The following is a 24912-nucleotide window of genomic DNA, read 5'->3' as shown; positions in this document are numbered from 1 at the left end:
CCTATTCAAGGTCTACAGATTACCGGCCGTATGGGGCGCTGGATTGGCCTAGTTGACGGCATTCGCAATTCAGAGCGCTGGTATATGGCAGGCTATCCAGGATATCTGAGGGGATGCCCTGGCTTGAAACGGCCCCCGAAACGGCCCCCAGATCTATATGGGCTACCCTGATAGGGCTGGAGGCTGCGGAAATACTGGAGCGGGCGAAGGGAATCGAACCCTCGTCATGAGCTTGGGAAGCTCAGGTAATGCCATTATACGACGCCCGCTTGAGCGGGTGACTTTGTACCAGAGTTCGCCGCCGAAATGAAGCCCGCACCGAACGCAATGTGTAGCGCCTCGGTGCGACTGCGGCTCGATCTCGTGCCTCATAGGGCGATGGCGTGCTGGGCTTCGGGGCTCGGGCGATGAGCCGCCTCACGTCGCGCCGGGCCTTGCAGGAAGCCCAGCAGCACGTCGCGGGTCTGCGACCAGGCGCCTTTGTGCTCCATGTCGAGAAAGTGCCCGGCATTGTCGATGGTGGCGAACTGGCAATCGCCGAGGTGCTCGGCGAACAGGCGCACGTCCTGGGGCGAGGTGTATTCGTCGTGTTCGCCATTGACGAACAGCAGCGGGATGTCGATCGTCGCCAGGCACTCCATCTGGCAGTGGTTCTCCATGTGCACCACCTGATTGACGTGGGCGTACATCTGCCGGTACTCGTGCTCGTCCAGGCTGCTGATGTGGCGGTGGTTGAAGCGCTTGAACAGCGAGGGCAGGTGCTTGCCGATGGTGTTGTTGACCAGGTGGCCGAGGCCCACGCCATCCACCGCCTGCAGGCTGATCAGGCCCTTCTCCAGGTAGTCGAGCATGGGCTCGTTGAGCAGGGGCGAGAAGGAGGTGATTACCGCCTTTTCGATGCGCGCCGGCCGCTGCGCCAGGGCCATCATCGCCGGCACGCCGCCCCAGGAGAACGACTGCAGGTAGTCGACTCTGAAGCGCTCGATCAGGTCGAGGAGGATGTAGGCCTCGTCCTCCTTGGTGATCGGCCGGATGTTGCTGTTGTGCGCCTTGGACTGGCCCGCGTAGGGCTGATCGTAGAGCACCACGTTGAACTGCGGATGCAGGTACCTGAGCGTCTGGGCGAAGGCGGCGGTGGTGGCCAGCGAGCCGTTGACCAGAATGATGGTCTTGCGCGCGCTGGGGTTGGCGTAAAACTCGGTGTGGACCTTGAAACTCCCGTGAACATCGACGACCGCGATAGCTGGCTTCATGTTGTTTCCTCCTGGCGCAAGTAGGCATGGCAAGCGGCCGGGTGGCGGCGTTTGCCGAGCAAAGTAGGACAGTCAGGAAAGCGCCTGGACGTGACAGCGCGATGTCAGGCTGGGGGTTTTTATAGGTTATTTATTTTCAATCGGTTAGGGTCGAAATAGAGCGTCCGCTCCAGCCTTTGCAGGGGGCTGGAGAGGCGTCGTGTAACCAGGCAGGAACCCATTTTTGCGCAGTGCGCAGACAACCGAAAGAACGCTTAGATGGCTTTTGCGACCGCGTGGTCACGTCAAGACCTTATGGTTCGATTTAAGCAGCAGCGGCGCGGCCCTGGCAAGCACCAATTTCACTTTCTTCGATCGTCGCCGTTTGCGGCAGTCCATTGCGACGGCAGGCTCAGTCGCGGGCAAATCCGGCGACTTCTCGCGCCGTCAGCGCGCGGTACTGGCCTGGGGCCAGCCGCGCATCGAGGTGAATGTCGCCGATGCTGATGCGGTGCAGGCCGACGACCTTGTTGCGGAAGTGGCCGAACATGCGCTTGACCTGATGGTAGCGTCCTTCGTGCAGGGTCAGGCGGGCGCGGCGGGGCGCGAGGATCTGCAGTTCGGCAGGCTGGGTGACCAGGTCCTCGAAGCTGAAGTACAGGCCGCGAGCGAACACCTCGATATAGACCGGTTCGATCACATCCTCGGTCTCGACCAGGTAGACCTTGGGCTTCTGGCTTTCCGGCAGGGTCACCCGGCGCGACCATTGCCCGTCGTTGGTGATCAGCAGCAGGCCGCTGGTGTTGAGGTCCAGACGCCCGGCCAGGTGCAGCTCGTGCTTGTCCGGCTCGTCCAAAAGGTCGAGCACGGTGCGGTGGTCGGAGTGCTCGGTGGCGCTGACCACGCCGAGCGGCTTGTGCAGCATGAAATAGCGCGCGCGCTTGCCGGCCTGCAGTACTTCGCCGTCGCCCAGCTCGACCCGGCTGAACACGCTGACCTCGCTGCGCCCGTCGCGGCTGACCTGGCCGTCCAGGCGCACGCCGCCGCTGGCGAGCAGCTGGCGAACGGCCTGGCGGTTGAAGCGCGGCAGGTTGCTGAGGAAGCGGTCGAGGCGCATGGTCAGTCGGGATCGGCCGCCGTCGGAGTCGCGGTGGCCGGAGGCAGTCCCCGGGCGCAGCGGGGGCAGAGGCAGGCGCGGTTGCGCTGCGCTTGTGGCAGGCGCTCGAGGACCTCGCGCTCGATGGTCGCGTCGAAGCACCAGCAGTGGCTAACGGGCATCGAGGCCTCGACCTGGGCGCACTGGTTGTCCTGGCCACAGAGCGGACAGCGGGAGGCGCAGATGGTCATAGGGTTTCTTCGCACAGGCGGTTGCGGCCGGATTGTTTGGCGCGGTACAGGGCGCGGTCGGCGCGGCCGATCAGTTGGTCGAGGGTGTCGCCCGGGTGCAGCTCGGCCAGGCCGATGCTGGTGGTGACCCGTAGTTGGCCATCGGCATGGTGGAAGCTGCTTTGTTCGGTGTGCAGGCGGATCTTCTCCGCCAGCTGGCGCGCCTGTTCCGGCGAGCTGTCCTTGAGCAGGACGATGAATTCCTCGCCGCCCCAGCGACAGATGATGTCGGACTGGCGCAGGTCCTGCCGCAGCCGGGCGGAGAAGCCGCGCAACACCTCGTCGCCGGCCAGGTGGCCGTGGCTGTCGTTGAGCTGCTTGAAGTGGTCGAGGTCGAGCAGCAGGGCGCACAGCGGGCCCTGATTGCGCCGCGCCTCCTGGATCGCCTGATTGGCGAGCAGTTCGAAGCCGCGGCGATTGGGCAAGTCGGTGAGCATGTCGGTGGTGGCCAGGGCGGCGATGCGCGTCTGGTGGCGGCGCAGGGCGATGCTGACGACGCTCAGCACGGCGACGGTCACCAGCAGGCAGATCAGCAGATTCAGGTAGAGCGAGTGGCGGATGGCGGCGAGGGCCCCGGATTCCTGCTTGTCGACGAACAGGTACCAGTTCAGCTCGGGAATGTAGCGCACGTTGAGGAAGTGCCCGCGGCCCTGTTCCTCGTAGCGGAAGTTGCCGTCCTCGGGTTGCCCCGCTCGGTCCAGCAGCTCCCGCAGCCCCTCCAGTTCGCCGAGCGACTGGCCGGTCCGGGCGCCCTGGGGCCCGCCGTCGGCACCGGTGAGGGCGATGCGACCGGTGCGGTCGACGAAGTACACGCCGCGCCCGTAGCGCTGCTGGTAGGCGTCGATCAGCTGGACCACGGCGTCCACGGTCAGGCCCACGCCGGTGGCGCCGATGAAACGCTGCTGGTAGTCGAACACCTGGTAGTTGATGAACACCGTCAGGCGGTCCTGGTTGGCCATGTCGACGTCGACATTGATCTCGTAGGGCGTGGCCATGTCACGCACACGGAAATACCAGGCGTCGCGCGCCGTGTCTTCCTGCACCTGCTTGAGCACGCCCTGGGCCTGGTAGTAGGTGCGCGACCTTTCCGAGACGAAGAAGCTGGTGACCGTGCCGTACTGGGTCTGGACCTCGTGCAGGTAGCGGGTCATCTGCTCGACGTCCCGTTCCCCGGCCATCACCCAGTCGCGCACGAAGGTGTCGCGGGCCATCATCGAGGCGATCAGCACGGGGCGCACCAGATCCTTCTGGATCTCGGAATAGACATTGTCCGAGGTCAGCGGCAGCTCGGTGTTGACGATGCTCTCGCGGATCGACTCGAGGGCGGTGCGGTAGCTGACCAGGGAGGTGGCGAGAAAGCCGCTGCCGAGCAGGGCCAGCAGGAGCAGGACCAGCGCGCGTTGGCCGGTTTTCGAGGTGGCGAGGGGCATGCGCTGATCGGCGTTCCGTGGGGGAGTTGGAGCCGGCCATGCTAGCGCGCCGTGGCCTTGGCGTCATCGCTGGCGATTTCCGCTTGCGGTGCGCGCACCGGAGGTTCGCGAAAGAGGGCGTGTTTTCCGGCTCCCTGCGACGCGCCCGGAGAGGCGCTGGATCGGCGTAGCCCGCGGGTAGCGGCTGCGCTGTAACACCTTGTCATCCATGGGGCGGACCGGATTGCGGCGGCGACGGTCAGATGCTGTGGGAGCGATCCCAGGTGTCGGCTGCGGTCGGCGTTGTTCCAGCGCTCGGAGGAGCCCGCCATGTTCTACAAATCCATGCTTGCAGCCTTGTTCGGGCTGTCGCTGAGCGGTTGTGCGGTATACGGCGGTGGCTACGACCATGGCTACCGGGGTCATGACCGTTACCACTCGATCAACCACTATCAGGTGCAGCGCTATCCGGTATACGGGGTGCCGCGTTATCACGGCCATGACGTGCGTCGCTACGACGCGCGCAGGCATGAAGGCCGCAGATATGACCGCCGCCGTTTCGACGATCGCCACTACCTGCCGGCGCCCCCGGCGCGTTTTTCCCGGGACGAACGGCGGTCCATGCGCCGCATCGACGGCCGTCGCGACTATCGTTCGGCCGAGCCGCGGCGCGGCTGGCGCGGTCAGCACCTCAAGCCGCAGGAGCGCACGCCGAGGTACCAGCAGCACCAGGAGATTCGACGGGATAGCCGGCGCAACAGCCGGCGACACGGCTGGTAAATGCCGGTCGCTGCGAGGCAGGGCCTGACTTCTGCGCGCTCAAGGGGCCGCTGCGGAGCTGATTAGGGCGCTTCTTTAGCCGGGCCAGGGAAGGCGTTTCGCGGCACTTGGCCGGTGTGCCAGGTTCAGCTCACGAACGTCCTGCAATCCGCCTGTTCGGTCTGCCAGTTGTCTCGCGACGCACAGGTCGCACCCGATGTCCGCTATTCGGCGTGGTTGAGCGTCCCGCTCCTGTTTGCCGATCGCAGGGGCTCGTTCGCTCGGGCTCTCCACGCCAGCATTGGCGGCGTTTACCGGTCCCTCCGGAGTTGAATCGGGTGGCACTTTGCTATTAAATGGCGCCGCGCTATCTATTTGACACAACTTAAAATAATTCGAGTGATACGCTGTTTTATTGACGCTTATTTATTGGCGTCGATAGCCAAGTCGCTGCCTCATTGAATCCGGAAGCATCTTCGTATGAGTACTTCGAGCGATATCTCGAGTCTGTTCAAGCTGTTCGGCGGTCGTTCGGCTCAGTATCAGGAATTTTCCGAGGAACAAGACGAGTGCGCACCTCCGGGGCGCCGGGCCGATCCGGGCAAGGACGAGGCGCGCCAATCGGCCCCTGCGTCAAGCGTCGATCAGCAGGCCGCCTCCTTGTTATCGGCGCAGGAGCCGGCCGCGGAATGCGCGCCGGTTGCACCCCTTTGCGCCAGTGCTACCGCCTGGGCCGGGAAAAGTCTGCCAGGCATGCTGAGCAAGCTGGCGCAGGCTGCGCGGGGCGAGCGCGTCGATGGCTGGCCGGCGCTCGCCCAGGTCCGACGACCGCAGCTTTCGCACCTGAAGATCATTGCCGTCATCTCGGCCAAGGGCGGGGTGGGCAAGAGCACCGTTGCCGCCAACCTGGCGGTCGCCATGCAGCGTCAGGGGGAAGCGGTGCTGGCCGTCGAGCTCGATCCGCAGAACGCCCTGTGCCACCACCTGGGGGTTGCCGTCGCGCCGGGGCCGGCCGCGGCATCTGCAGGGATTGCCCAATGCGTCGACGAAGCGGCGCTGCGCGACAGCTGCCAGGACAGCGCCCTGGGCGTTTCCATCCTGCCCTATGGCTCGGTCGATGAGGGGCAGCGGCGGGCCTTCGAGCGTCGCCTGGAGCAGGAGCCCGACTGGTTGGCGCGGCGCTTGTCCGAGTTGCAGCTGGCCGCTGGCACCTTGGTGGTGCTCGACACGCCGCCCGGGCCCTCGATCTACCTGCAGCAGGCGCTGTCGCTGGCCAACCTGGCCCTGGTGGTCAGCCTGCCGGACGCCGCGTCCTACGCCACCTTGCCGAAGATAGAGAGCCTGATCGATAGCCATGCGGGGGAACGGCGCGAATTTCTCGGCGCCGCGTATGTGATCAACCAGGTCGATCCGGCGCGCCAGCTGAGCAGGGACATTACCCAGATCATGCGCGGTGTGCTGGGGGACCAGGTGATTGGCATGATCCATTGGGATCAGTCGATCGCCGAGGCCTTGGCCTACAACCGCAGCGTGCTCGACTGCGATCCCTTCGGTCAGGGCAGTCACGACATTCAGGCCTGCTCCCAGGCCCTTCTCGCTAGGCTGGCTGCGACTGAACGGCGCGAGCAATCGGCATGAAAGCGCTCGATGTGTGGCGCGCCCGCCGGGCTTCGACGGCGGGTGGCGGACCTGGCGCGCTGCAGCGTTTGGCGCACGCCGGCCTGGTCGTGCTGGTCGCGTCTTTCCTGGCGCTGCTGATCGTCGTGCCCCTGGAGCTCCAGGGGCAGCTGGCATTCTCTGCCATCTGCCTGGGGGCGGCGCTGGTACTGCGCCGGGTCGCCAGCCGCCTGGCCGTCCTGGCCATGGTGATGCTGTCGGTCATGGCCTCGCTGCGCTACATGTATTGGCGTCTGACCGACTCGCTGGGATTCGAGAGCTGGCTGGATATGCTGTTCGGCTACGGCCTGGTGCTGGCCGAGCTCTATGCCCTGACGGTGCTCCTGTTCGGCTACCTGCAGACCGCCTGGCCGCTGCGTCGCAAACCCTATCCGCTGCCGGCCGACAGCAGTACCTGGCCGACGGTGGATGTGTTCATCCCGACCTACAACGAGCCGCTGGAAATCATCAAGCTGACCGCGTTCGCCGCCGCGGCCATCGACTGGCCGAAGGACAAGCTGCGCGTGCATGTGCTCGACGACGGACGTCGCGAGGAGTTTCGTGAGTTCTGCGAGTCGTTCCGCATCGGCTACATCGTTCGCCCCGACAACGCGCACGCCAAGGCCGGCAACCTCAATTTCGCCCTGACCCAGACGTCGGCCGAGTACGTCGCCATCTTCGATGCCGACCATGTGCCGACGCGCTCCTTCCTGCAGATCGGCATGGGCTGGTTCCTCAAGGACCCGAAGCTGGCGATGCTGCAGACGCCGCACTTCTTCTTCTCGCCCGATCCGTTCGAGAAGAACCTCAATACCTTCCGTTCGGTGCCGAACGAGGGCGAGTTGTTCTACGGCCTGGTGCAGGATGGCAACGACCTGTGGAACGCCACCTTCTTCTGCGGTTCCTGCGCCATCATCAAGCGCGCACCGCTGGAGGAAGTCGGCGGCATCGCGATCGAGACGGTGACCGAGGACGCGCATACCGCCCTGAAGCTCAATCGTCGCGGTTACAACACGGCCTACCTGGCGATTCCCCAGGCCGCCGGCCTGGCCACGGAAAGCCTGTCCGGGCATATCGGCCAGCGCATCCGCTGGGCGCGCGGCATGGCGCAGATCTTCCGCACCGACAATCCGCTGCTGGGCAAGGGCCTCAAGCTCGGCCAGCGCCTGTGCTACCTGAACGCCATGCTGCACTTCTTCTACGGTCTGCCGCGCCTGGTGTTCCTCACCGCGCCGCTGGCCTACCTGATCTTCGAGGCGCAGATATTCCAGGCGCCGGCCATGTTGATCGTCGCCTACGCCTTGCCACACATCATGATCGCCAGCGTGACCAACTCGACCATCCAGGGGCGCTTCCGCCATTCGTTCTGGAACGAGGTCTACGAGTCGGTACTGGCCTGGTACATCATGCGGCCGGTGTTGCTGGCCATGGTCAACCCGAAACTCGGCAAGTTCAACGTCACGGCCAAGGGCGGGATGATCGACCAGAGCTACTTCGACTGGAAGATGGCGCGGCCCTATATCGTGGTGCTGATCCTCAACCTGATCGGCCTGCTGGTGGGCGTGGTCAAGCTGGGCTTCGATGCGGATGCCAGCGTGGTGACCCTGCTGATCAACCTGGTCTGGACGCTCTACAACATCATTATCAGCGCCGCTGCCGTGGCGGTGGCCAGTGAGACTCGGCAGATCCGCGCCGAGCCACGGGTGTTCGCCGCCTTGCCGGCCAGGCTGACCCTCGCCGACGGCCAGACCATCGCCTGCCAGACCAAGGACTTCTCCCAGCGTGGCGTCGGTGTCAGCCTGCCGGAGGGGATGCGCGTGGCGCGCGGTGAGCGGGTGCAGGTGACGTTGTTCCGTGGCAGCGTGGAAGGCGTGTTCCCCGCCAGCGTGGTGTTCAGCAACGAGCAGACGCTGGGGTTGAACTTCATCGACCTGAGCCTGCAGCAGCAGAGCGAGCTGGCCCGTATGACCTTTTCACGGGCCGACACCTGGGCCACCGCCTGGGGCAATGGCGCGGTCGATACCCCGCTGGCCGCGCTGGGCGAAGTCTCCGGCATCGGTTGGCGCGGCATCTGCCTGCTTTCCAGGGCCACCCTGGACGCACTGCTTCAGCGCACGCGCGCGCTGTCCCTATCGGCAAACTCCATTCTGAGGAACTCATGAGTCTCACATGCAACGGAGCGCCCGCCGGCGGGCGCAAACTGGCGCTGCTGCTTTCCATCCTGCTCATGGCATGCGCCCAGCATGGGTACGCCGACGAGGCCGAGATTGCCGAGGCCGGCGAGGTCGAAACCAGCGAGCCGGTCGAGGCGCCGCCGCTGGAGAACGTCAGTACCTACAGCTACACGCTCAAGCAGTTGGGTGCCCACTACCCGATGAACCTACGTGGGGTCGAAGGCAGCGACAGCGTCACCTTCGATATCCGTGCCGACCAGGTGGTGACGGGCGCGCGCCTGGCCCTGGACTACAGCTACTCGCCGGCATTGCTCAGCGACCTGTCGCAGATCAACCTGCTGGTCAACAACGAAGTGGCGGCCAGCCTGGCCCTGCCCGCGGAGACCGCCGGGGTGCCACAGCAGTCGCTGATCGACATTCCGCCGCACCTGATCACCGAGTTCAACCGCCTCAGCCTGCAGCTGATCGGCCACTACACCATGCAGTGCGAGGACCCGCTGCACTCCAGCCTGTGGGCCAAGATCAGCAATGCCAGCCGCCTGGAAGTCCAGGTCACGCCGATTGCCCTGCCCGATGACCTGGCCAGGCTGCCGCTGCCGTTCTTCGACCCGCGCGATGCGCGCCTGCTCGAGCTGCCCTTCGTGTTTGCCGCCAGCCCCGACAATCGGACCCTGGAGGCAGCCGGCGCGGTGTCGTCCTGGTTCGGCGCGCTGGCCAGCTACCGTGGGGCGAAGTTCCCGGTCAGCCTTCGCGAGCTGCCGGCCGAGGGCAATGCCATCGTCCTGCTCAGCGGCGCCGGCACCGTGGACGGGCTGACCCTGGCGGAAAGCGCCGGCCCGAGCCTGACCCTGATGACCAACCCGAATGATCCCTTCGGCAAGCTGCTGGTGCTTTCCGGCCGCGACAGCGAGCAGCTCAAGCAGGCGGCCCTGGCCCTGGTGAGCGGCAGCCAGACGCTCTCGGGTTCCAGCGTTGTGGTCAACCAGGTCGCCACCCTGCAACCGCGCCAGCCCTACGATGCGCCGAACTGGCTGCCCAGCGATCGACCGGTGCAGCTCGGCGAGCTGATCGAAGCCCGCCAGCTCAATGTCGCCGGTTACGACCCGGGCACCATCAGGGTCGGCATGCGCCTGCCGCCGGACCTGTTCAACTGGCGCCAGCCCGGCGTGCCGCTGCACCTCAAGTACCGCTATACGCCGCAGCCGGTGTCGACCAACTCCTCGTTGCTGGTGAGCATCAGCGACCGCTTCCTCAAGTCGCTGCCGCTGCCGTCGCTCGAGCGCCTGCAGGCCGACGAGTCGCTGCTGGCCGCTCTGCAGCAGGACGACAGCCTGGTCCAGGAGACCGAGCTGCTGCTGCCGCTGGACAGCATGCCGCTGCAGTCCACGCTGCAGTTGCGCTTCATGTACGACTACATCAAGCAGGGCGAATGCCGCGACATCATCATCGACAACATGCGCGGGGTGATCGAGCCGGATTCGACCCTCGACCTGAGTGGCTACGAGCACTTCATCGCCATGCCCAACCTGGGCGTGTTCCAGAGCAGCGGCTTCCCCTTCACCCGCCTGGCCGACCTCTCGGAAACCGCCGTGGTCATGCCGGATGCCGCCGGGGTGGCGGAGTACTCGGCCTACCTGACCGTGCTCGGGCGCTTCGGCGAGTCCACCGGCCACCCGGCCACCGCGCTGACCGTCGCCCAGGCCGAGGATGAGGACGCCCTCAAGGACAAGGACCTGCTGGTGTTCGCCGCGGGCGGCAGGCAGCCCCTGCTGCAGCGCTGGGCGAGCCACATGCCGGCCGATATCGACGGCCAGCAGCAGCGCTTCGAGCTGTCCGACCTGGTCTACCGCGTGCGCAACTGGGTCAGCTCCGATGCCCAGGCCAACCTGCGCCAGACCCGCAGCAGCCTGGCGGTCAGCGGCGCCACGGCCAGCGGCTATTTGGCCGGCTTCGAGTCGCCACTGGCCAGCGGGCGCAGCGTGGTGGTGATTGCCGCCAGTCAGCCGGAGCGGTTCGCCGAGGTCAGCGCCGCGCTGATCGGCGGGGAAGACTACGAGCAGTCGATCCAGGGCAGCCTGGCGGTGGTCAACGGCAAGCGCATCAGCTCGCTGCTGGCCGACGAACAGTATTACGTCGGTAAACTCGGCTGGTTCCGCTACCTGCAATGGCTGCTGGCCCATCACCTCGGCTGGATGCTGCTGCTGACCGCCCTGACCGTCGGCCTGGCCAGCGTCCTGGCGTTCTACAGCCTGCGTGCCCGCGCGCGCGCCCGGCTGAAGGATTGAGGCCGCTCATGCTGCGGCCTGTGGTAAAGCTGTGCGCCGCTCTGCTGGCGCTCCTGGCCGGCGCTACGGCGCAGGCCAGTTGTGTCGTCGAATGGCCGCACTGGCAGCGCTTCGCCGAGCGCTGGATCCAGCCGGACGGGCGCGTGCTGGAGTCCAGCCTGGAGAAGAATCACAGCTCCTCGGAAGGGCAGTCCTACGCGCTGTTCTTCGCCCTGGTGGCCAACGACCAGGCGCGTTTCGAGACGATCTGGCGCTGGAGCCGGGAAAACCTCGCCGGCAACGATCCGCAGAACAATCTGCCGGCCTGGCTCTGGGGCCAGGGCAAGGATGGCCGCTGGCAGGTTCAGGATGCCAACTCGGCCTCCGATGCCGACCTGTGGTTCGCCTACGCGCTGCTCGAGGCCGACCGGCTGTGGCACAAACCGCACTACCGGGCCGACGCGCTGGGCCTGCTGGCACAGGTCAAGCAGCGCGAAGTCACCGAGTTGCCGGGCCTGGGCCCGGTGCTGCTGCCCGGGCCGATCGGCTTCTCGCATATCGGCCACCTCTGGCGGATCAACCCCAGCTACCAGCCGCTGCCGCTGATGCGCCGCCTGGCGGCGGTGGACCCGCAGGGCCCCTGGAATGCCATCGCCGAACAGAGCGTCAGCCTGCTGCGCCAGGCCGGCGCGCACGGCTTTGCCGCCGACTGGATCGGCTACCGCGCGGTTTCCGACAGCGCCGGGCTGTTCACCAGCGACCCGATGAACGGCGATGTCGGCAGCTACGACGCGATCCGCGTCTACCTCTGGGCCGGGATGACCCACGGCGCCGACCCGCTGGCTGCCCAGGTACTCGACAGCCTGGGCGGCATGGCGCGGGCAACGGCCTCCAGCGGCCTGCCGCCGGAGAAGGTGAATGTGCGTACCGGCGAGGTCGAAGGCGCTTCGCCCAGCGGCTTCTCCGCCGCGCTGGTGCCCTATTTCCAGGCCAAGCAGCAGCCCTGGCTGGCCGACCTGCAGTACCAGCGCGCCCGCGACGCGCTGGAGCAGTGGCACGCCGGCAGCGGCCCAGCGCCTTTCTATTACGACTACATGCTCAGCCTGTTCGGCCTCGGCTGGGCTGACCAGTACTACCGCTTCGCGGCCGATGGCCGTGTGCAACCGCTTTGGGAGTCTTCATGTTCCGCTACCGCCCGCTGACCCTGGCGCTGCTGGCCGCCCTGGCCCACGGCGGCGTCCAGGCCGAGCCCGGCGACGCCCGCAGTCTGCTGATCGAGCAGGGCCATTTCTGGCAGGCCCAGGACAAGCCCAAGCGGGCCGCCGAGGCCTGGCACAAGCTGCTGCTGCTCGACGCCAACCAGCCGGAAGCCCTCTACGGGCTGGGCCTGATCGAGGTCCAGGCCGGCAGGCCGGACTCGGCCGGCGAGTACCTGCAACGCCTGCAGGCCGTTGAACCGCTGCCGCGCCAGGCCCTGCTGCTCGAGCAGGACATCCGCCTGCTCGAGCCGGCCAACCAGCAGCTGCTGGACGAGGCCCGCCTGCTGGTGGAGAACAATGAGCGCGCCAAGGCCGTCGAGGTCTATCGCCGCGCCTTGGGCGGCAAACCGGCCCAGGGCCAGATCGGCCTGGAGTTCTACAACAACCTGGGCTTCGTCGATCGGCACTGGGCCGAGGCGCGCAGCGGCCTGGAGCGTCTGCAGCGCGAATACCCGGACGACGCCTACACCGCGCTGTTCCTCGCCAAGCACCTGGCGCGCAATCAGGGCGCGCGCGAGGAGGGCATTCGCGCCCTGGCCAAGCTGGCCCAGCGCGAGGATATCGGGGGCGACGCCGACGAGACCTGGCGCCTGGCGCTGACCTGGATCGGCCCGCCGAAGCCTGCGCAGCAGCCGCTGTTCGAACAGTTCCTGCGCAGCCATCCGGACGACGCGGAGATCCGCGCTCTGCTGAGCAAGGGGCGTAGCCAGGGCAGCGGCGGCGGCGTCGCCTGGCGGCGCGATCCGCAGCTTGAGCGTGGCCTGAAGGCGCTCGAGGAGGACGACCTGGCGGTGGCCGAGCGCGAGCTGACGACCTACCTGAAAAGCCATCCGAATGACGCCGATGCCCTGGGCGGTCTGGGCCTGCTGCGCCAGCGCCAGGAGCGCTTCGATGACGCCGAGCTGCTGCTGAGCAAGGCGCTCAAGCAGGGCGGGGGGCGCGCCTGGCAACGCGCGCTGGACGATGTGCGCTACTGGTCGCTGCTGCAGCAGGCGCGCGACAGCCTGGCGCGTGACAGGGGCGGCGACGCCCGCCAGCAGCTGGAGCAGGCGCGCCGCCTCAAACCCAAGGACAGCGAGGCGCTGCTGGCCCTGTCCGACTTGCAGGCCCGGCAGGGTGAGCTGGCCGCGGCGGAGGCGGGCTATCGCCAGGCGCTGGCGCTGGGCGCGCAGAAGGCCCGGGCGTTGCGTGGCCTGGCCCAGGTGCTGGGCGGACAGGGCAAGCCGGACGAGGCCCTGCGCCTGCTCGAAGGCCTACCCGAGGCCGAGCGCGAGAAGCTCGGCGGGCTCGCCCAGTTGCGTGCCGAACAGGCCCTGCAGCGGGCCCGGGCGGCCGAGCAGCGCGGCGACGTCCAGGGCATGCGCCAGGCGCTGGAGTCGGCCCTGCGCGACGACCCGGACAATGCCTGGGCGCGTTTCGCCCTGGCCCGCCTGTATGTCGACCTGGGCGCCGTGGACGAGGCGCGCAGCCTGATGGACGGCCTGCTGGAGGCGCAGCCGAACGATCGTGATGCGCTCTATACCAGTGCCCTGCTGTCCATCGAGCTGGGCGAGTGGAACAAGGCCCAGGCCATGCTTGCCCGCATTCCCTACGACTCGCGCAACGCCGACATCAATCGCCTGGTGGCCGAGGTGGACTTCAACCAGCAGCTGCAGCAGATCGACGAGATCAGCCGCAGCGGCCGCAAAGCCGAGGCGCGGGCGTTCCTCGGCCGCATCGAAGCGCAGGCCGAAGGCAAGCCGGCGCGTCTGTCCGCCCTGGCTGCGGCCTATGCCGACGCGGACGATCCGCAGCGGGCCATCGCCATCATGCGTGACCTGTTGCAGCGCAGCCCGCGCCCCGACCTGTCGTTGACCCTGAGCTACGCCAGCGTGCTGCTGGAGGCCGAGCACGACGTGGAAGTGGCGGGCATCCTGCGCGACCTGCAGGGCCGCGGCATGACCGCGGCGCAGCGCCAGCAGTACGACGACCTGCTGTTCTACTACCGGGTGCGCCAGGCCGAGCAGCTGCGCCAGCGCGGTGAGCTGGCCGCCGCCTATGACACCCTGACGCCGGCGCTGGTCCAGCGTCCCCAGGACCGTCTGGCGGTGTCCGCCCTGGCGCGCATGTATGGCGCCAACGGCGACACCGCCAAGGCGCTGGAACTGCTCAAGCCGCTGGTCGAGCGTCACCCCGACGATGCCAACCTGCAGGTCGGCGCCGCGGACATGGCGGCCCAGCAGGCCGAGAACGCCTACGCCGAGGCGGCGCTGGAGCAGGCGCTGAAGCTGGCCCCCAACGATGTCGACATCCTCACCACGGCAGCGCGCGTCTACCGCTACCTGGGGCGTACCGGCACGGCCGCCAAGCTGCTCGCCCGGGTGGTGGCCCAGGAGAAGCGCGAGCGGACGCCGATCTATGCCGCCAGCAGCAAGCCGGCCGCCGCCCCGGCCAACCCCTTCGCCGGAATCGGCTCGACGGCCGTGGCGCCAGCGGCTATTCCCGCGCCGCTGCCAAGTCTGTCGCTGGCGCCGGCGCCGGCCGGCGGCACGCTTCCGGCGCCGCTCGAGCGCCCGGCCGGCGACCCGGGCTACCGCACTGCGGCCCTGCCGGCCGGCGCTTATGCCGCAGCCGGGGCCCCGGCCAATCCCTTCGCCGTCTCGCCCGAAGCCGCCGAGTACGATCCGCGCGCCGGCATGAGCGAGGCGGCGCGCGCCCTGGATGACATCCTCCAGCAGCGCAGCCCCTACCTGGCGCAAGGGCTGAGCGGGCGCAGCAATGACAGCGAGTCCGGCCTGAGCAAGCTGACCGATATCCAGGCGCCGTTCGAGGCCAGTATCCCGCTCGGCGACAACCGCCTGGCCGTGCGCGTCACCCCGGTGTCGCTGAATGCCGGCAGCATCGGCGAGGCGGCCCGCGATCGCTTCGGCGGTGGCCCGGCGGCGACGCTGGCCAACCCGGGCATGTCGCCGGGCACGCAGCGCGACGCCGGTGTCGGCCTGGCGCTGGCCTTCGAGAACCCGGGCCAGGGGCTCAAGGCGGACCTCGGCACCACGCCCCAGGGCTTCCTCTACAGCACCGCCGTCGGTGGCGTCAGCCTGGAGCGCGCCTTCGCCGGCACCCCGGAGCTGCACTGGAGCGCCGGTCTGTCGCGGCGCGCCGTCACCGACAGCCTGCTGTCCTTCGCCGGCGCCGAAGACCAGCGCACCGGGCAGAAATGGGGCGGCGTCACCGCCAATGGCGCTCGTGCGCAGCTGAGCTACGACAACCGCGAGGTGGGCGCCTACCTCTACGGCGGGATGCACCGGCTCATGGGCAACAAGGTCGCGGACAACGACCGCGGGGAAGTGGGCGCAGGGGTCTACTGGTACCTGGAGAACGACGAGGACGGCCAGGCCACCATCGGCCTGGACCTGCTGGGCATCGGCTACCAGGACAACCAGGGCCACTTCACCTACGGCCACGGGGGCTACTTCAGCCCGCAGAGCTTCTTCGCCGTGGGCGTGCCGGTGACCTGGGCCCGTCGCTACGACCGCCTGACCTTCCAGCTCAAGGGCTCCGTGGGCGTGCAGGCGATCGAGCAGGACGACGCCGATTTCCACCCCGCCGATGCCGCGCTGCAGGCCGCAGCCAGCAATGCCTCCGGCGGCGCGGCGGTGTACCAGGGCAGCAACAGCACCGGCATCGGCTACAACCTGGCCGGCGCCGCCGAATACCGCCTGGGCAGCAACTTCTTCGTCGGCGGCCAGGTGGGCGTCGACAACGCCCAGGACTATCGCCAATGGCACGGCGGCCTGTACCTGCGCTACCTGTTCGAGGACATGACCGGGCCGATGGCGCTGCCGGTTTCTCCCTATCAATCTCCTTACGCTAACTGAAGGTTTTCAATGGCTTCTTCATTGCTTGCCGGCCTGTCCATTCTGATCATCGGCGACAGCCACATGGCGACCCCCTACTACCTGATCGGCGGCCTGCATGACGATCTGCTGCGCAAGGGCGCCAACGTCCACTCCATCGGCATCTGCGGCGCCAACGCCGGCGACTGGCTCAAGGCCACACCCGGCGGGGCCTGCGGCGCCGCCGAGCGGCGGGGCAAGGAGGCGGCCGTGGTCCTGCGCGGCAAGGCCACCACCACGCCGATCAAGGAGCTGATCGCCAAGGACAAGCCGGACCTGGTGCTGATCGTTATGGGCGACACCATGGCCGGTTACGACAAGCCGACCTTCCCCAAGGCCTGGGTCTGGCAGCAGACCTCCAGCCTGACCAAGGCGATCGCCGAGACCGGCACCCAGTGTGCCTGGGTCGGCCCGAACTGGGGCACCGAGGGCGGCAAGTACGGCAAGACCTACGCCAAGGCGAAGCAGATGTCCGCGTTCCTTGCCAGCAACGTGGCGCCCTGCAAGTACATCGATTCGCTGACGTTCGCCAAGCCCGGCCAGTGGGCGACCACCGACGGCCAGCACCTGACTGCACAGGGCTACAAGCAGTGGGGGAGCGCCATCAGCGGCGCGCTGGAAGGCGTACGCAAGGACGCCGGCCAGTAACGCGAGCCTCCATCCCTTTTTTGCAATGATCTAGTCGAGGAGTTCTTCGATGTCTTCATCCGTGCTTGCCGGCCTGACCCTCCTGGTTCTCGGTGAGAGCCACATGAGCCTGGCCAACCACCTGACCGAGCCGCTCAATGCGGCGCTCGTCGCCAAGGGCGCCAAGGTCCATTCCATCGGCGCCTGTGGCGCCAGCGCCGCCGACTGGCTGACCAGCAAGAAGGTCGACTGCGGCGCCGTGCAGGACAACAACGGCAAGCTGCTGCTCAAGGGCAGCGGCGCCAGCACCACGCCGATCAAGCAGCTGATCGCGCAGAACAAGCCGGACGTGGTGGTGCTGGTGATCGGCGATACCATGGCCTCCTACGACAAGCCGGCGTTTCCCAAGGCCTGGGCCTGGCAGAGCGTGACCGGCCTGACCAAGGCGATCGGCGAAACCGGCACCCGCTGCGTGTGGGTCGGTCCGGCCTGGGGCAAGGTCGGCGGCATGTACAAGAAGAACGATGCGCGCACCCAGTTGATGTCCAAGTTCCTCGCCGCCAACGTCGCCCCGTGCAGCTACATCGACTCCTTGACCCTGTCCAAACCCGGCCAGTGGATCACCACCGATGGCCAGCACTTCACCGTGGCTGGCTACAAGGCCTGGGGCAACGCGATTGCCGAGGCCATGGCCAAGCTGCCGGCCGACAAGCTCAAGGGAGCCAAATGATGATGCGCGCCCTTCGATCGCTGGCCGGCCTGGGTTGCGCCCTGGGCCTGGGCGTTGCCCAGGCCGCCGAGATTCCGCTCTATCCCACCGGCCCCAGCGAGGATGCCGCGTTCCTGCGCTTCTTCAATGCCGGGGAGCAGGCCCTGCAGCTGACCGCCAAGGGTTCCGGCGCCAGCCTGCGCCTGGAGGGCGAACAGCGGGCCTCGGACTTCCTCACCGTGCCGGCCGGCAAGGCGGTGCAGGGTTCGCTGAGCCTGGGCGAGCAGCAGCACGCCCTGGATGTCCGGGTCGCGCCGGGCGAGTTCGCCAGCGTGGTGGCGCTGGCCCAGGCCGGCCAGCCCTTGCAGGTGCTGACCGTGCGCGAGCAGCCGGATGACTTCAATGCGCTGAAGGCCTCGCTGGGGTTCTACAGCCTGGATGCCGGCTGCGAGGAGGCCGGCCTGCAAGTGGCCGGGCGCAATGTCGACATCTTCAAGGCCGTGGCCACCGGCAGCCTGCAGCGGCGCTCGATCAACCCGCTGAACCTGACCGTGCAGCTGCGCTGTGGCGGTGCGGCGGCCGGTGATCCCCTGGCCCTGGGGGACCTGGCAGCCGGTCAGCGCTACACCCTGTTTCTGGTGCCATCGGCGCAAGGCCCCCGTCTGTTCCAGGCCCTCGACAACCTGGCGAACTGACGCATAGACCATGGTCTTCACTTCACTCGAGTTCCTCACGCTCTTCCTGCCCCTTGTCCTGCTGATCTATGTGCTGGCGCGCCCGCAGTGGCGCAACGGCGTGTTGTTGCTGGGCAGCTGGATGTTCTTCGGCTGGCTCAGCCCGATGTTCATGCTGCTGCACACGGTGCTGACGGTGATCACCTGGGTGGGGGGGCTGCTGATCGACCGCGCGCCGCGCGGGTCGAAGACGCGGGTGCGCTGGCTGGCCGGATTGATCGTGCTTAACCTGCTGGTGCTGTGCTGGTACAAGTACGCCAACATCCTCGCCGCCAGCCTGGGCGAGCTGTTGCTGTCGCTGGGGGCGCTGCCGCTGGAGTGGCAGAAGGTGGCCCTGCCGGCGGGGCTGTCGTTCATCGTGCTGCAGGCGATTTCCTACCTGGTCGATGTGCACCGCGGCACGGTCAAGGTCGAGCGCCGTTTCGTCGACTACGCCACCTACCTGTTGATGTTCGGCCAGTCCATCGCCGGGCCTATCATCCGCTACAGCTGGGTCAGCGAAGAGCTGTCCCAGCGCGGCCTGAGCCGGCGCAATTTCAGCCTGGGCGCGCGGCGCTTCATGATCGGCATGAGCATGAAGGTGCTGGTGGCCGACAGCCTGTCGCCGCTCGTGGACGTGGCATTCGCCCTGGAACAGCCGAGTTTCGTCGATGCCTGGGTCGGCTGCCTGGCCTACTCGTTGCAACTGTTCTTCGACTTCGCCGGCTACAGCGCCATGGCCATCGGTATCGGCCTGATGATCGGCTTTCACTTTCCGGAGAACTTCAACCGGCCCTATCTGGCGCACAGCATCCAGGACTTCTGGCGGCGCTGGCACCTGTCGCTGTCCAGCTGGCTGCGCGACTACCTGTACATCCCCCTGGGCGGCAACCGCGGCAGCCGATGGCTGATCTACCGCAACCTGTTCCTGACCATGGCGATCGCCGGCCTGTGGCACGGCGGCGACAGCTGGAACTTCCTGCTGTGGGGCGCCGCCCATGGTATCGCCCTGTGCGTGGCGCGGATCTGGAGCGGGGCCGGCTGGTTCGCCATGCCCAGGGCCCTGTCCCATGTGCTGACCCTGCTGTTCGTCGCCCTGGCCTGGACCCTGTTCCGCGCCCCGGACTTCGCCACGGCGCTGAACATGTACGCCGGCCAGTTCGGCCTGCATGCCTTCGCCTTGGGCGATGCCCTGGCGGCGACCTTGCGCCCGGCCCACGGCATCGCCGCCGCGCTCGGTGTGTTCTGCGTGCTTGCGCCGATCTACCAGCAGCGCTGCGAGGCGCGCCTGGGGGACAACCCGCTGTTCAACCTGCTGGGCTCGCTGTGGCCGGTGCTGGGCTTTCTGCTGTCGTTCGCCCTGATCGCCAGCCGGGAAACCGTACCCTTCCTGTACTTTCAGTTTTAAGGGGCCGATGAGATGACCGACAACCGTGATTCATCTGCCGAAGAGCGGGCCGCCAAGCGCAGTGCCCTGGCCGGCCTGGTCATGCTGTGGTTCCTGCTGACCGGCCTGGCCTGTGCCTTGTGGGCCATCTTGGTGAGCGAGCGGGTGGCGCTGAAGCCCGTCGCAACCCTCAGCTGGCAGCAGGTCTTCGAGGGCGAGGTGACCCAGCGCATCGCCCGCGAGCTGGCCAAGGTGCCGTTCGCCGAGCACGCCGCGGACCTGGAGCGGGCGGCCAGCTGGCTGCTGATCGGCGATACCGGCAGCCGCGTGCGCCAGGGCTGCCCCGGCTGGCTGTTTCTCGGCGATGAGCTGAAGGTGCATCGCCAGGCCGCCGCCAATGCCCAGGCGCGCGCGCAGACGGTCATTCAGCTGCAGGGCCAGCTGGCCGCGCGTGGCATCGAGCTGTTGTTGGTAGTGGTGCCGGACAAGAGTCGGATTGCCGCCGGTGAGCTCTGCCACCTGCAGCGCGCGGCGCAGCTGGCCGGGCGCGTGCAGCGCTGGCGCGATGCCGTGGCGGCGGCGGGCGTGCCAGTGGTGGACCTGACGCCGGTGTTGCAGCCCCTGGGCAGTGCCGCCTTCCTGCGCACCGATACCCACTGGAGCGAGCTCGGCGCCGATGCCGCCGCCCGAGCGGTGAGCCGGCGTATCGCCGAGCTCGGGGTCGAGGCGACGCCGCGCAAGCACTACACCAGCCAGTTGCTCGAGCCTGAGGTGCGCCCCGGGGATCTGGTGCGCCTGGCCGGCCTGGACTGGATGCCTGCGCTGCTGCAGCCCAGCGTCGAGGTCGTCGCCGCCACCCGCCTGCAGGAAGTGGCGGAGGCGGGGGTGGCAGATGCCCTGGCCGAGGAGGACCTGTTCGGCGACAGCCAGTTGCCGAACATCGCGGTGATCGGCACCTCGTTCTCGCGCAACTCGAATTTCATCGGCTTTCTCGAACGGGCCCTGAGCAGCCGCGTCGGCAACTTCGCCAAGGATGGTGGCGAATTCTCCGGCGCGGCCAAGGACTACTTCGACAGCCCGGCCTTCAAGCAGACGCCGCCGCGCCTGCTGGTCTGGGAGATCCCCGAGCGCGACCTGCAGCCTCCCTACCGCGACGAACCCCTGCTCGACGCCATGTAGCGCCGCGAGACGCCCGCAGGAAAAAGGCCAGACCGGAATTGGCGGTCTGGCCTTGTTGCGGGTCGCCTTGGCGGGCTACTCGACGAACAGCTGCTGCACCACCGAGAAGTCCCGCTGGCCCTTGCCCTGCTTGAGCAGCAGGCGATAGAGCTGCAGGGCCAGGGCGCCCATCGGCGTGCTGCTGCCGGTCACCTGGGCCGCCTCCTGGGCCAGGCCGAGGTCCTTGGCCATCAGCTCGGCCATAAAGCCGCCGCTGTAGTCCTTGGACGCCGGGGCGTTCTCCATCACCCCGGGCCAGGGGTTGTACTTCTCCAGGGTCCAGTTGCCGCCCGAGCTCTGACGCATGATCTCGGCCAGCACCGCCGGGTCCAGGCCGTTGGCCACGCCCAGGGCCATGGCCTCGGCGGTGGCGATCATCTGCACCGCCAGCACCTGGTTGTTGCACACCTTGGCCACCTGGCCGGCGCCGTCGGGGCCGGCGTGGAAGATGTTCTTGCCCATGGCCTGGAAGATCGGCTGGGCCTTCTCCAGTACCGCCGCGTCGCCGCCGACCATAAAGGTCAGGGTGCCGGCCGCGGCGCCGGCGGTGCCGCCGGACACCGGCGCATCGAGCATCTGCAGGCCGCGAGCGGCCGCGGCCTGGTGCACCTTGCGCGCCGATTCCGGGGCGATGGTCGAGCACTCCAGCACCAGGGTGCCGGGCTTGAGCGCGGTGAGCAGTCCGCCGTCGCCCAGGTACAGGCCTTCGACGTGGCGGCTGGCCGGCAGCATGCTGATCACCACCTGCATGCCCTGCACCGCGTCGGCGGCGCTGCTGGCCGCCTGGGCGCCTTCCTTGACCAGCTCCTCCATGGCAGCGGGAACCAGGTCGAAGACCTTGAGGCTGAAGCCGGCCTTGAGCAGGTTGCGGGCCATGGGCAGGCCCATGTGGCCGAGGCCGATAAAGGCGATCTGGGTCATCGTCGTGCTCCTTGTAGGGTGCGCTTTGCGCACCATGCCTTCGGTATTCGGCGCGCGGGGCCCAGCGGCCCCGCCCACCCTATGGGTATGCCGTCACAGGTCGGCGAGGGGGTGGGGGCCTTCCCAGGTCTCGCTGAAGTGGGCCTCGATCACTTCGGCGGCGATGTTCGAAACGTCCGGCCAGTGCCAGCGCGGCGCCTGGTCCTTGTCGATCAGGCGGGCGCGCACGCCCTCGGGGAAGTCGGGGTGACGGCAGCAGTTCAGGCTCATGGCGTATTCCATCTGGAACACCTGCTCCAGGGACATGCGCTTGGCCCGGGCGATCTGTTGCCAGACCAGGTGGGCGGTCAGCGGGCAGCCCTGGGCCAGGGTCTTGGCGGCGCGGGCCAGCAGCGGGTCGCTGTCGCCCTGCAGGGCGGCCAGGGCGTGCCAGGCGGCGGGCAGGTCGGGCTGGTCGAGCAGCGCGTCGATGCGTTCGCGGCGCGGCAGCCACTGTGCTTCCGGCAGCTCGCTGCGGGCCTCGTGCTCGAGGGCCTTGAACAGGCTGTGCAGCTGCATGTGCGGCTGCTCCTGCCAGTTCAGCTGGACCAGGCCTTCGATCAGCGCATCCTGCTGGCTGTCGAGCAGGAAGCGGTCGGCCAGGTCCAGGTCCAGGGCATCGCGGGCATTGATGCCGCTGGCGGTCAGGCCGAGGAACAGGCCGAGCCGGCCGGGCAGGCGGGCGAGGAACCAGCTGCCGCCGACATCCGGGTACAGGCCGATATTGATCTCCGGCATGCCCAGGCGACTGGACGGGGTGACGATGCGCAGGCCGGCGCCCTGCATCAGGCCCATGCCGCCGCCCAGGACATGGCCGTGGGCCCAGCAGATCAGAGGCTTGGGGTAGCGGTGGATGCGGTGGTCGAGGCGGTATTCGTCGGCGAAGAAGCGCCGCGCCAGGGGCGGCACCTCGCCCGGATGGGCGCGGCATTCCTGCACCAGCTGGACCACGTCGCCGCCGGCGCAGAAGGCCTTGGGCCCGTTGCCGCGCAGCAGCACGCAGACCACCCTGGGGTCCTCGGCCCAGGCCGCGAGCTGGGCGTCGAGGGCCTCGATCATCGGCAGGGTCAGGGCATTCAGGCTCTTCGGCGCATCCAGGCTGGCAATGCCGATCTGGTTGCCATGCAGGCTGTTGTGTAGCTGGAAACTCACATTCATGGTCATTCTCGTCCGGCGGCCGTCGTCTGCCGCTCCCAGGGTTACTTGTTGCGCCACTGCGGGTCGCGCTTCTCCAGGAAGGCATTGACCCCTTCGCGGGTGTCGTCGGCATCGAACAGGTCGACGAAGCGCTCGCGCTCCTGCGCCAGCCACTGGTTCGGGTTGCGCTCGCGGGCGCCCTGGATCAGCGGCTTGATGGTGCGCACCGCCACCGGGCTCTGCCGCGCCACCTTGGAGGCCAGCAGCAGGGCGTGGCCGCGGGCTTCGCCGCTGTCGACCAGTTGCTCGACCAGGCCGATGCGCAGCGCCGTCTCGGCGTCGATGCGCTCGCCGCAGAGGATCATGCGCTTGGCCCAGCCTTCGCCGACCAGCCAGGCCAGCGCCTGGGTGCCGCCGGCGCAGGGCAGCAGGCCCACGGTGGCTTCCGGCAGGGCCATCTGCGCCTGGCGCTCGGCGATGCGCAGGTCGCAGGCCAGGGCGCACTCCAGGCCACCGCCCATGGCGTAGCCGTTGATCGCGGCGATCGACACCCCGCGGAAGTCGCGCAGCGCCTCGAAGGCCTCGCCGAAGCGCCGGGCCATCTCGCGGGCGCGGGCCTTGTCGCCGTCGGCGAACAGCTTGAGGTCGGCGCCGGCGCTGAAGAACTTGCCGCCCTGGCCGGTGATCACCAGGGCGTAGATGTCATCGTCGCGGTTGAGGTGCTCGATCAGCTGCTTGAGGCCGATCAGCGACTCGCGGTCCCAGGTGTTGGCCGGCGGATGGTTGATGGTGATCAGCGCGGTGTGGCCGTGCTTCTCCACGGTGATCTTGTGGGTCAGGTCGAACAGGCCGGGGTTGTAGGGTTCGATGGCGTGGCTCATAGCGGTCCTCGTGTCATGGCTTGGGCGTGTAGGGGGCGCCGTACGCACCAGGGCGAACGGTGCGCATGGCGCACCCTACAGCAGGCGATCGAGCATGCCGCCCTGCTCGAGCAGGCGGCGGGCGATGATCACCCGCATGATCTCGTTGGTCCCCTCGAGTATCTGGTGCACGCGGCTGTCGCGTACCCAGCGCTCCAGCGGGTAGTCGTTCAGATAACCATAGCCGCCGTGCAATTGCAGGGCCTCGTTGCACAGGCTGAAGCAGTGGTCGGTGGCGAAGCGCTTGGCCATGGCGCAGTACAGGCTGGCCTCGCCATGACGGTTATCCAGCTTGTGCGCGGCCAGGCGCACCATCTGCCGGCTGGCGGTGAGGTCGGTGAGCATGTCGGCCAGCTTGAACTGCAGGGCCTGGAATTCGCTCAGCGGCTTGCCGAACTGTTTGCGTTCCTCGACATAGCGCAGCGACTGCTCCAGCGCCGCCTGGGCCGCGCCCAGGGAACAGCTGGCGATATTGATGCGGCCGCCGTCCAGGCCCTTCATGGCATAGACGAAGCCCTGGCCCTCGGGGCCGATGCGGTTGCCGGCGGGGATGCGCACGCCTTCGAAGCTGATGGAGCGGGTCGGCTGCGCGCACCAGCCCATCTTCAGCTCGTTGCGCCCGTACTCGATGCCCTCGGCGTCGGCCGGCACCAGGAAGCAGGAGATGCCCTTGGCGCCGTCCTCGCCGGTGCGCGCCATGACGATCAGCACGTCGGTGCTGCCGGCGCCGGAGATGAAGCACTTGCTGCCGTCGAGCACGTAGCTGTCGCCGTCGCGGCGCGCGCGGGTGCGCAGGCGGGCGGCGTCGGAGCCGGCGTCCGGCTCGGTCAGGCAGTAGGAGGCGAGCAGCTCGCCGCTGATCAGGCGCGGCAGCCACTGGGCCTTGAGCGCGGCGTCGGCGAAGCTGGCGAGCATCCAGATGGCCATGTTGTGGATGGTCATGTAGGCGGTGGTGGCCACGCAGCCGGCCGCCAGCTGCTCGAAGATCAGCGAGGCGGACAGGCGCGACAGGCCCAGGCCGCCATCCTCTTCGTTCAGGTACAGGGCCAGGTAGCCCTGTTCGCCGGCGCGCTTGATCACCTCGACCGGGAACTGGTGGTCGCGGTCCCAGTCGGCGGCGTTAGGGGCCAGTTCCTGCGCGGCGAAGGCGCGGGCGCTGTCGACCAGCAGGCGTTGTTCATCGCTGAGTTCGAAGTCCATTGCGGATCCTTGTGAGATTCGGTGGCG

General features: G+C 67.8%; 19 protein-coding genes and 1 tRNA gene. 11 read left to right on the top strand and 9 right to left on the bottom strand.

The window, feature by feature from the left end; all coding sequences use genetic code 11:
* Window positions 1–195: 195 nt before the first annotated feature.
* The 5 genes from ACSX1D_RS15560 to ACSX1D_RS15540 form a co-directional block, all read right to left on the bottom strand.
* A tRNA-Gly gene (locus tag ACSX1D_RS15560) sits at window positions 196–269 on the bottom strand.
* 99 nt (window positions 270–368) lie between these two features.
* Window positions 369–1253: an alpha/beta fold hydrolase gene (locus ACSX1D_RS15555; protein WP_439859368.1), complete on the bottom strand. Its 885-nt coding sequence runs from the start codon at window positions 1251–1253 to the stop codon at window positions 369–371.
* A gap of 391 nt (window positions 1254–1644) precedes the next feature.
* A complete protein-coding gene (locus ACSX1D_RS15550) occupies window positions 1645–2349 on the bottom strand; it encodes a 16S rRNA pseudouridine(516) synthase (RefSeq protein WP_439859367.1) in 705 nt (234 codons plus the stop codon).
* 2 nt (window positions 2350–2351) lie between these two features.
* The gene (locus ACSX1D_RS15545) at window positions 2352–2579 is read right to left on the bottom strand and encodes a cysteine-rich CWC family protein (protein ID WP_439859366.1); all 228 of its coding nucleotides are present in this window, start codon (window positions 2577–2579) and stop codon (window positions 2352–2354) included.
* On the bottom strand, window positions 2576–4048 hold the full coding sequence (locus ACSX1D_RS15540; RefSeq protein WP_439859365.1) for a sensor domain-containing diguanylate cyclase: 1473 nt from the start codon (window positions 4046–4048) through the stop codon (window positions 2576–2578). Before ACSX1D_RS15540 ends, ACSX1D_RS15545 begins: the two co-directional genes overlap by 4 nt.
* 309 nt (window positions 4049–4357) lie before the next feature.
* Here ACSX1D_RS15540 and ACSX1D_RS15535 point away from each other — a divergent pair, with 309 nt between their 5' ends.
* From ACSX1D_RS15535 to ACSX1D_RS15485, 11 genes are all read left to right on the top strand, one after another.
* Window positions 4358–4807: a hypothetical protein gene (locus ACSX1D_RS15535; RefSeq protein ID WP_439859364.1), complete on the top strand. Its 450-nt coding sequence runs from the start codon at window positions 4358–4360 to the stop codon at window positions 4805–4807.
* A gap of 459 nt (window positions 4808–5266) precedes the next feature.
* On the top strand, window positions 5267–6424 hold the full coding sequence (bcsQ, locus tag ACSX1D_RS15530; protein WP_439859363.1) for a cellulose biosynthesis protein BcsQ: 1158 nt from the start codon (window positions 5267–5269) through the stop codon (window positions 6422–6424).
* Complete coding sequence (gene bcsA / locus ACSX1D_RS15525) at window positions 6421–8604, top strand: UDP-forming cellulose synthase catalytic subunit (protein ID WP_439859362.1); 2184 nt, start codon at window positions 6421–6423, stop codon at window positions 8602–8604. Before bcsQ ends, bcsA begins: the two co-directional genes overlap by 4 nt.
* On the top strand, window positions 8601–10901 hold the full coding sequence (gene bcsB / locus ACSX1D_RS15520; protein ID WP_439859361.1) for a cellulose biosynthesis cyclic di-GMP-binding regulatory protein BcsB: 2301 nt from the start codon (window positions 8601–8603) through the stop codon (window positions 10899–10901). The genes bcsA and bcsB overlap by 4 nt, the downstream gene beginning before the upstream one ends.
* 8 nt (window positions 10902–10909) lie before the next feature.
* Window positions 10910–12082: a cellulose synthase complex periplasmic endoglucanase BcsZ gene (gene bcsZ / locus ACSX1D_RS15515; RefSeq protein ID WP_439859360.1), complete on the top strand. Its 1173-nt coding sequence runs from the start codon at window positions 10910–10912 to the stop codon at window positions 12080–12082.
* Window positions 12061–15996, top strand: a complete 3936-nt coding sequence (locus ACSX1D_RS15510) for a cellulose synthase subunit BcsC-related outer membrane protein (protein WP_439859359.1) — start codon at window positions 12061–12063, stop codon at window positions 15994–15996. The genes bcsZ and ACSX1D_RS15510 overlap by 22 nt, the downstream gene beginning before the upstream one ends.
* Before the next feature lie 9 nt (window positions 15997–16005).
* The gene (locus ACSX1D_RS15505; RefSeq protein ID WP_439859358.1) at window positions 16006–16662 is read left to right on the top strand and encodes an SGNH/GDSL hydrolase family protein; all 657 of its coding nucleotides are present in this window, start codon (window positions 16006–16008) and stop codon (window positions 16660–16662) included.
* Window positions 16663–16711: 49 nt separating this feature from the next.
* Window positions 16712–17371 (top strand): SGNH/GDSL hydrolase family protein, encoded by a 660-nt coding sequence (locus ACSX1D_RS15500; RefSeq protein WP_439859357.1) that lies wholly within the window; start codon window positions 16712–16714, stop codon window positions 17369–17371.
* Between the two features lie 2 nt (window positions 17372–17373).
* Window positions 17374–18045: an alginate O-acetyltransferase AlgF gene (locus tag ACSX1D_RS15495; protein ID WP_439862338.1), complete on the top strand. Its 672-nt coding sequence runs from the start codon at window positions 17374–17376 to the stop codon at window positions 18043–18045.
* A gap of 10 nt (window positions 18046–18055) precedes the next feature.
* Window positions 18056–19471: an MBOAT family O-acyltransferase gene (locus tag ACSX1D_RS15490; protein ID WP_439859356.1), complete on the top strand. Its 1416-nt coding sequence runs from the start codon at window positions 18056–18058 to the stop codon at window positions 19469–19471.
* A gap of 12 nt (window positions 19472–19483) precedes the next feature.
* A complete protein-coding gene (locus ACSX1D_RS15485; protein WP_439859355.1) occupies window positions 19484–20629 on the top strand; it encodes an alginate O-acetyltransferase AlgX-related protein in 1146 nt (381 codons plus the stop codon).
* A gap of 75 nt (window positions 20630–20704) precedes the next feature.
* Here ACSX1D_RS15485 and mmsB read toward each other — a convergent pair whose 3' ends face one another.
* The 4 genes from mmsB to ACSX1D_RS15465 form a co-directional block, all read right to left on the bottom strand.
* Entirely contained in the window at window positions 20705–21589 is an 885-nt protein-coding gene (mmsB, locus tag ACSX1D_RS15480; RefSeq protein WP_439859354.1) for a 3-hydroxyisobutyrate dehydrogenase, read from the bottom strand.
* A gap of 93 nt (window positions 21590–21682) precedes the next feature.
* A complete protein-coding gene (locus tag ACSX1D_RS15475) occupies window positions 21683–22786 on the bottom strand; it encodes an enoyl-CoA hydratase/isomerase family protein (RefSeq protein WP_439859353.1) in 1104 nt (367 codons plus the stop codon).
* Between the two features lie 41 nt (window positions 22787–22827).
* Window positions 22828–23646 (bottom strand): enoyl-CoA hydratase, encoded by an 819-nt coding sequence (locus ACSX1D_RS15470; protein ID WP_439859352.1) that lies wholly within the window; start codon window positions 23644–23646, stop codon window positions 22828–22830.
* Between the two features lie 75 nt (window positions 23647–23721).
* Window positions 23722–24885 carry an acyl-CoA dehydrogenase family protein gene (locus ACSX1D_RS15465; protein WP_439859351.1) on the bottom strand — a complete coding sequence of 388 codons (1164 nt, stop codon included), beginning with the start codon at window positions 24883–24885 and terminating at the stop codon, window positions 23722–23724.
* Between the last annotated feature and the right edge of the window lie 27 nt (window positions 24886–24912).

It is taken from the genome of Pseudomonas sp. MBLB4136, assembly GCF_051904765.1.
Classification (GTDB): domain Bacteria; phylum Pseudomonadota; class Gammaproteobacteria; order Pseudomonadales; family Pseudomonadaceae; genus Aquipseudomonas.
This window is presented reverse-complemented; position numbering and strand designations above follow the sequence as displayed.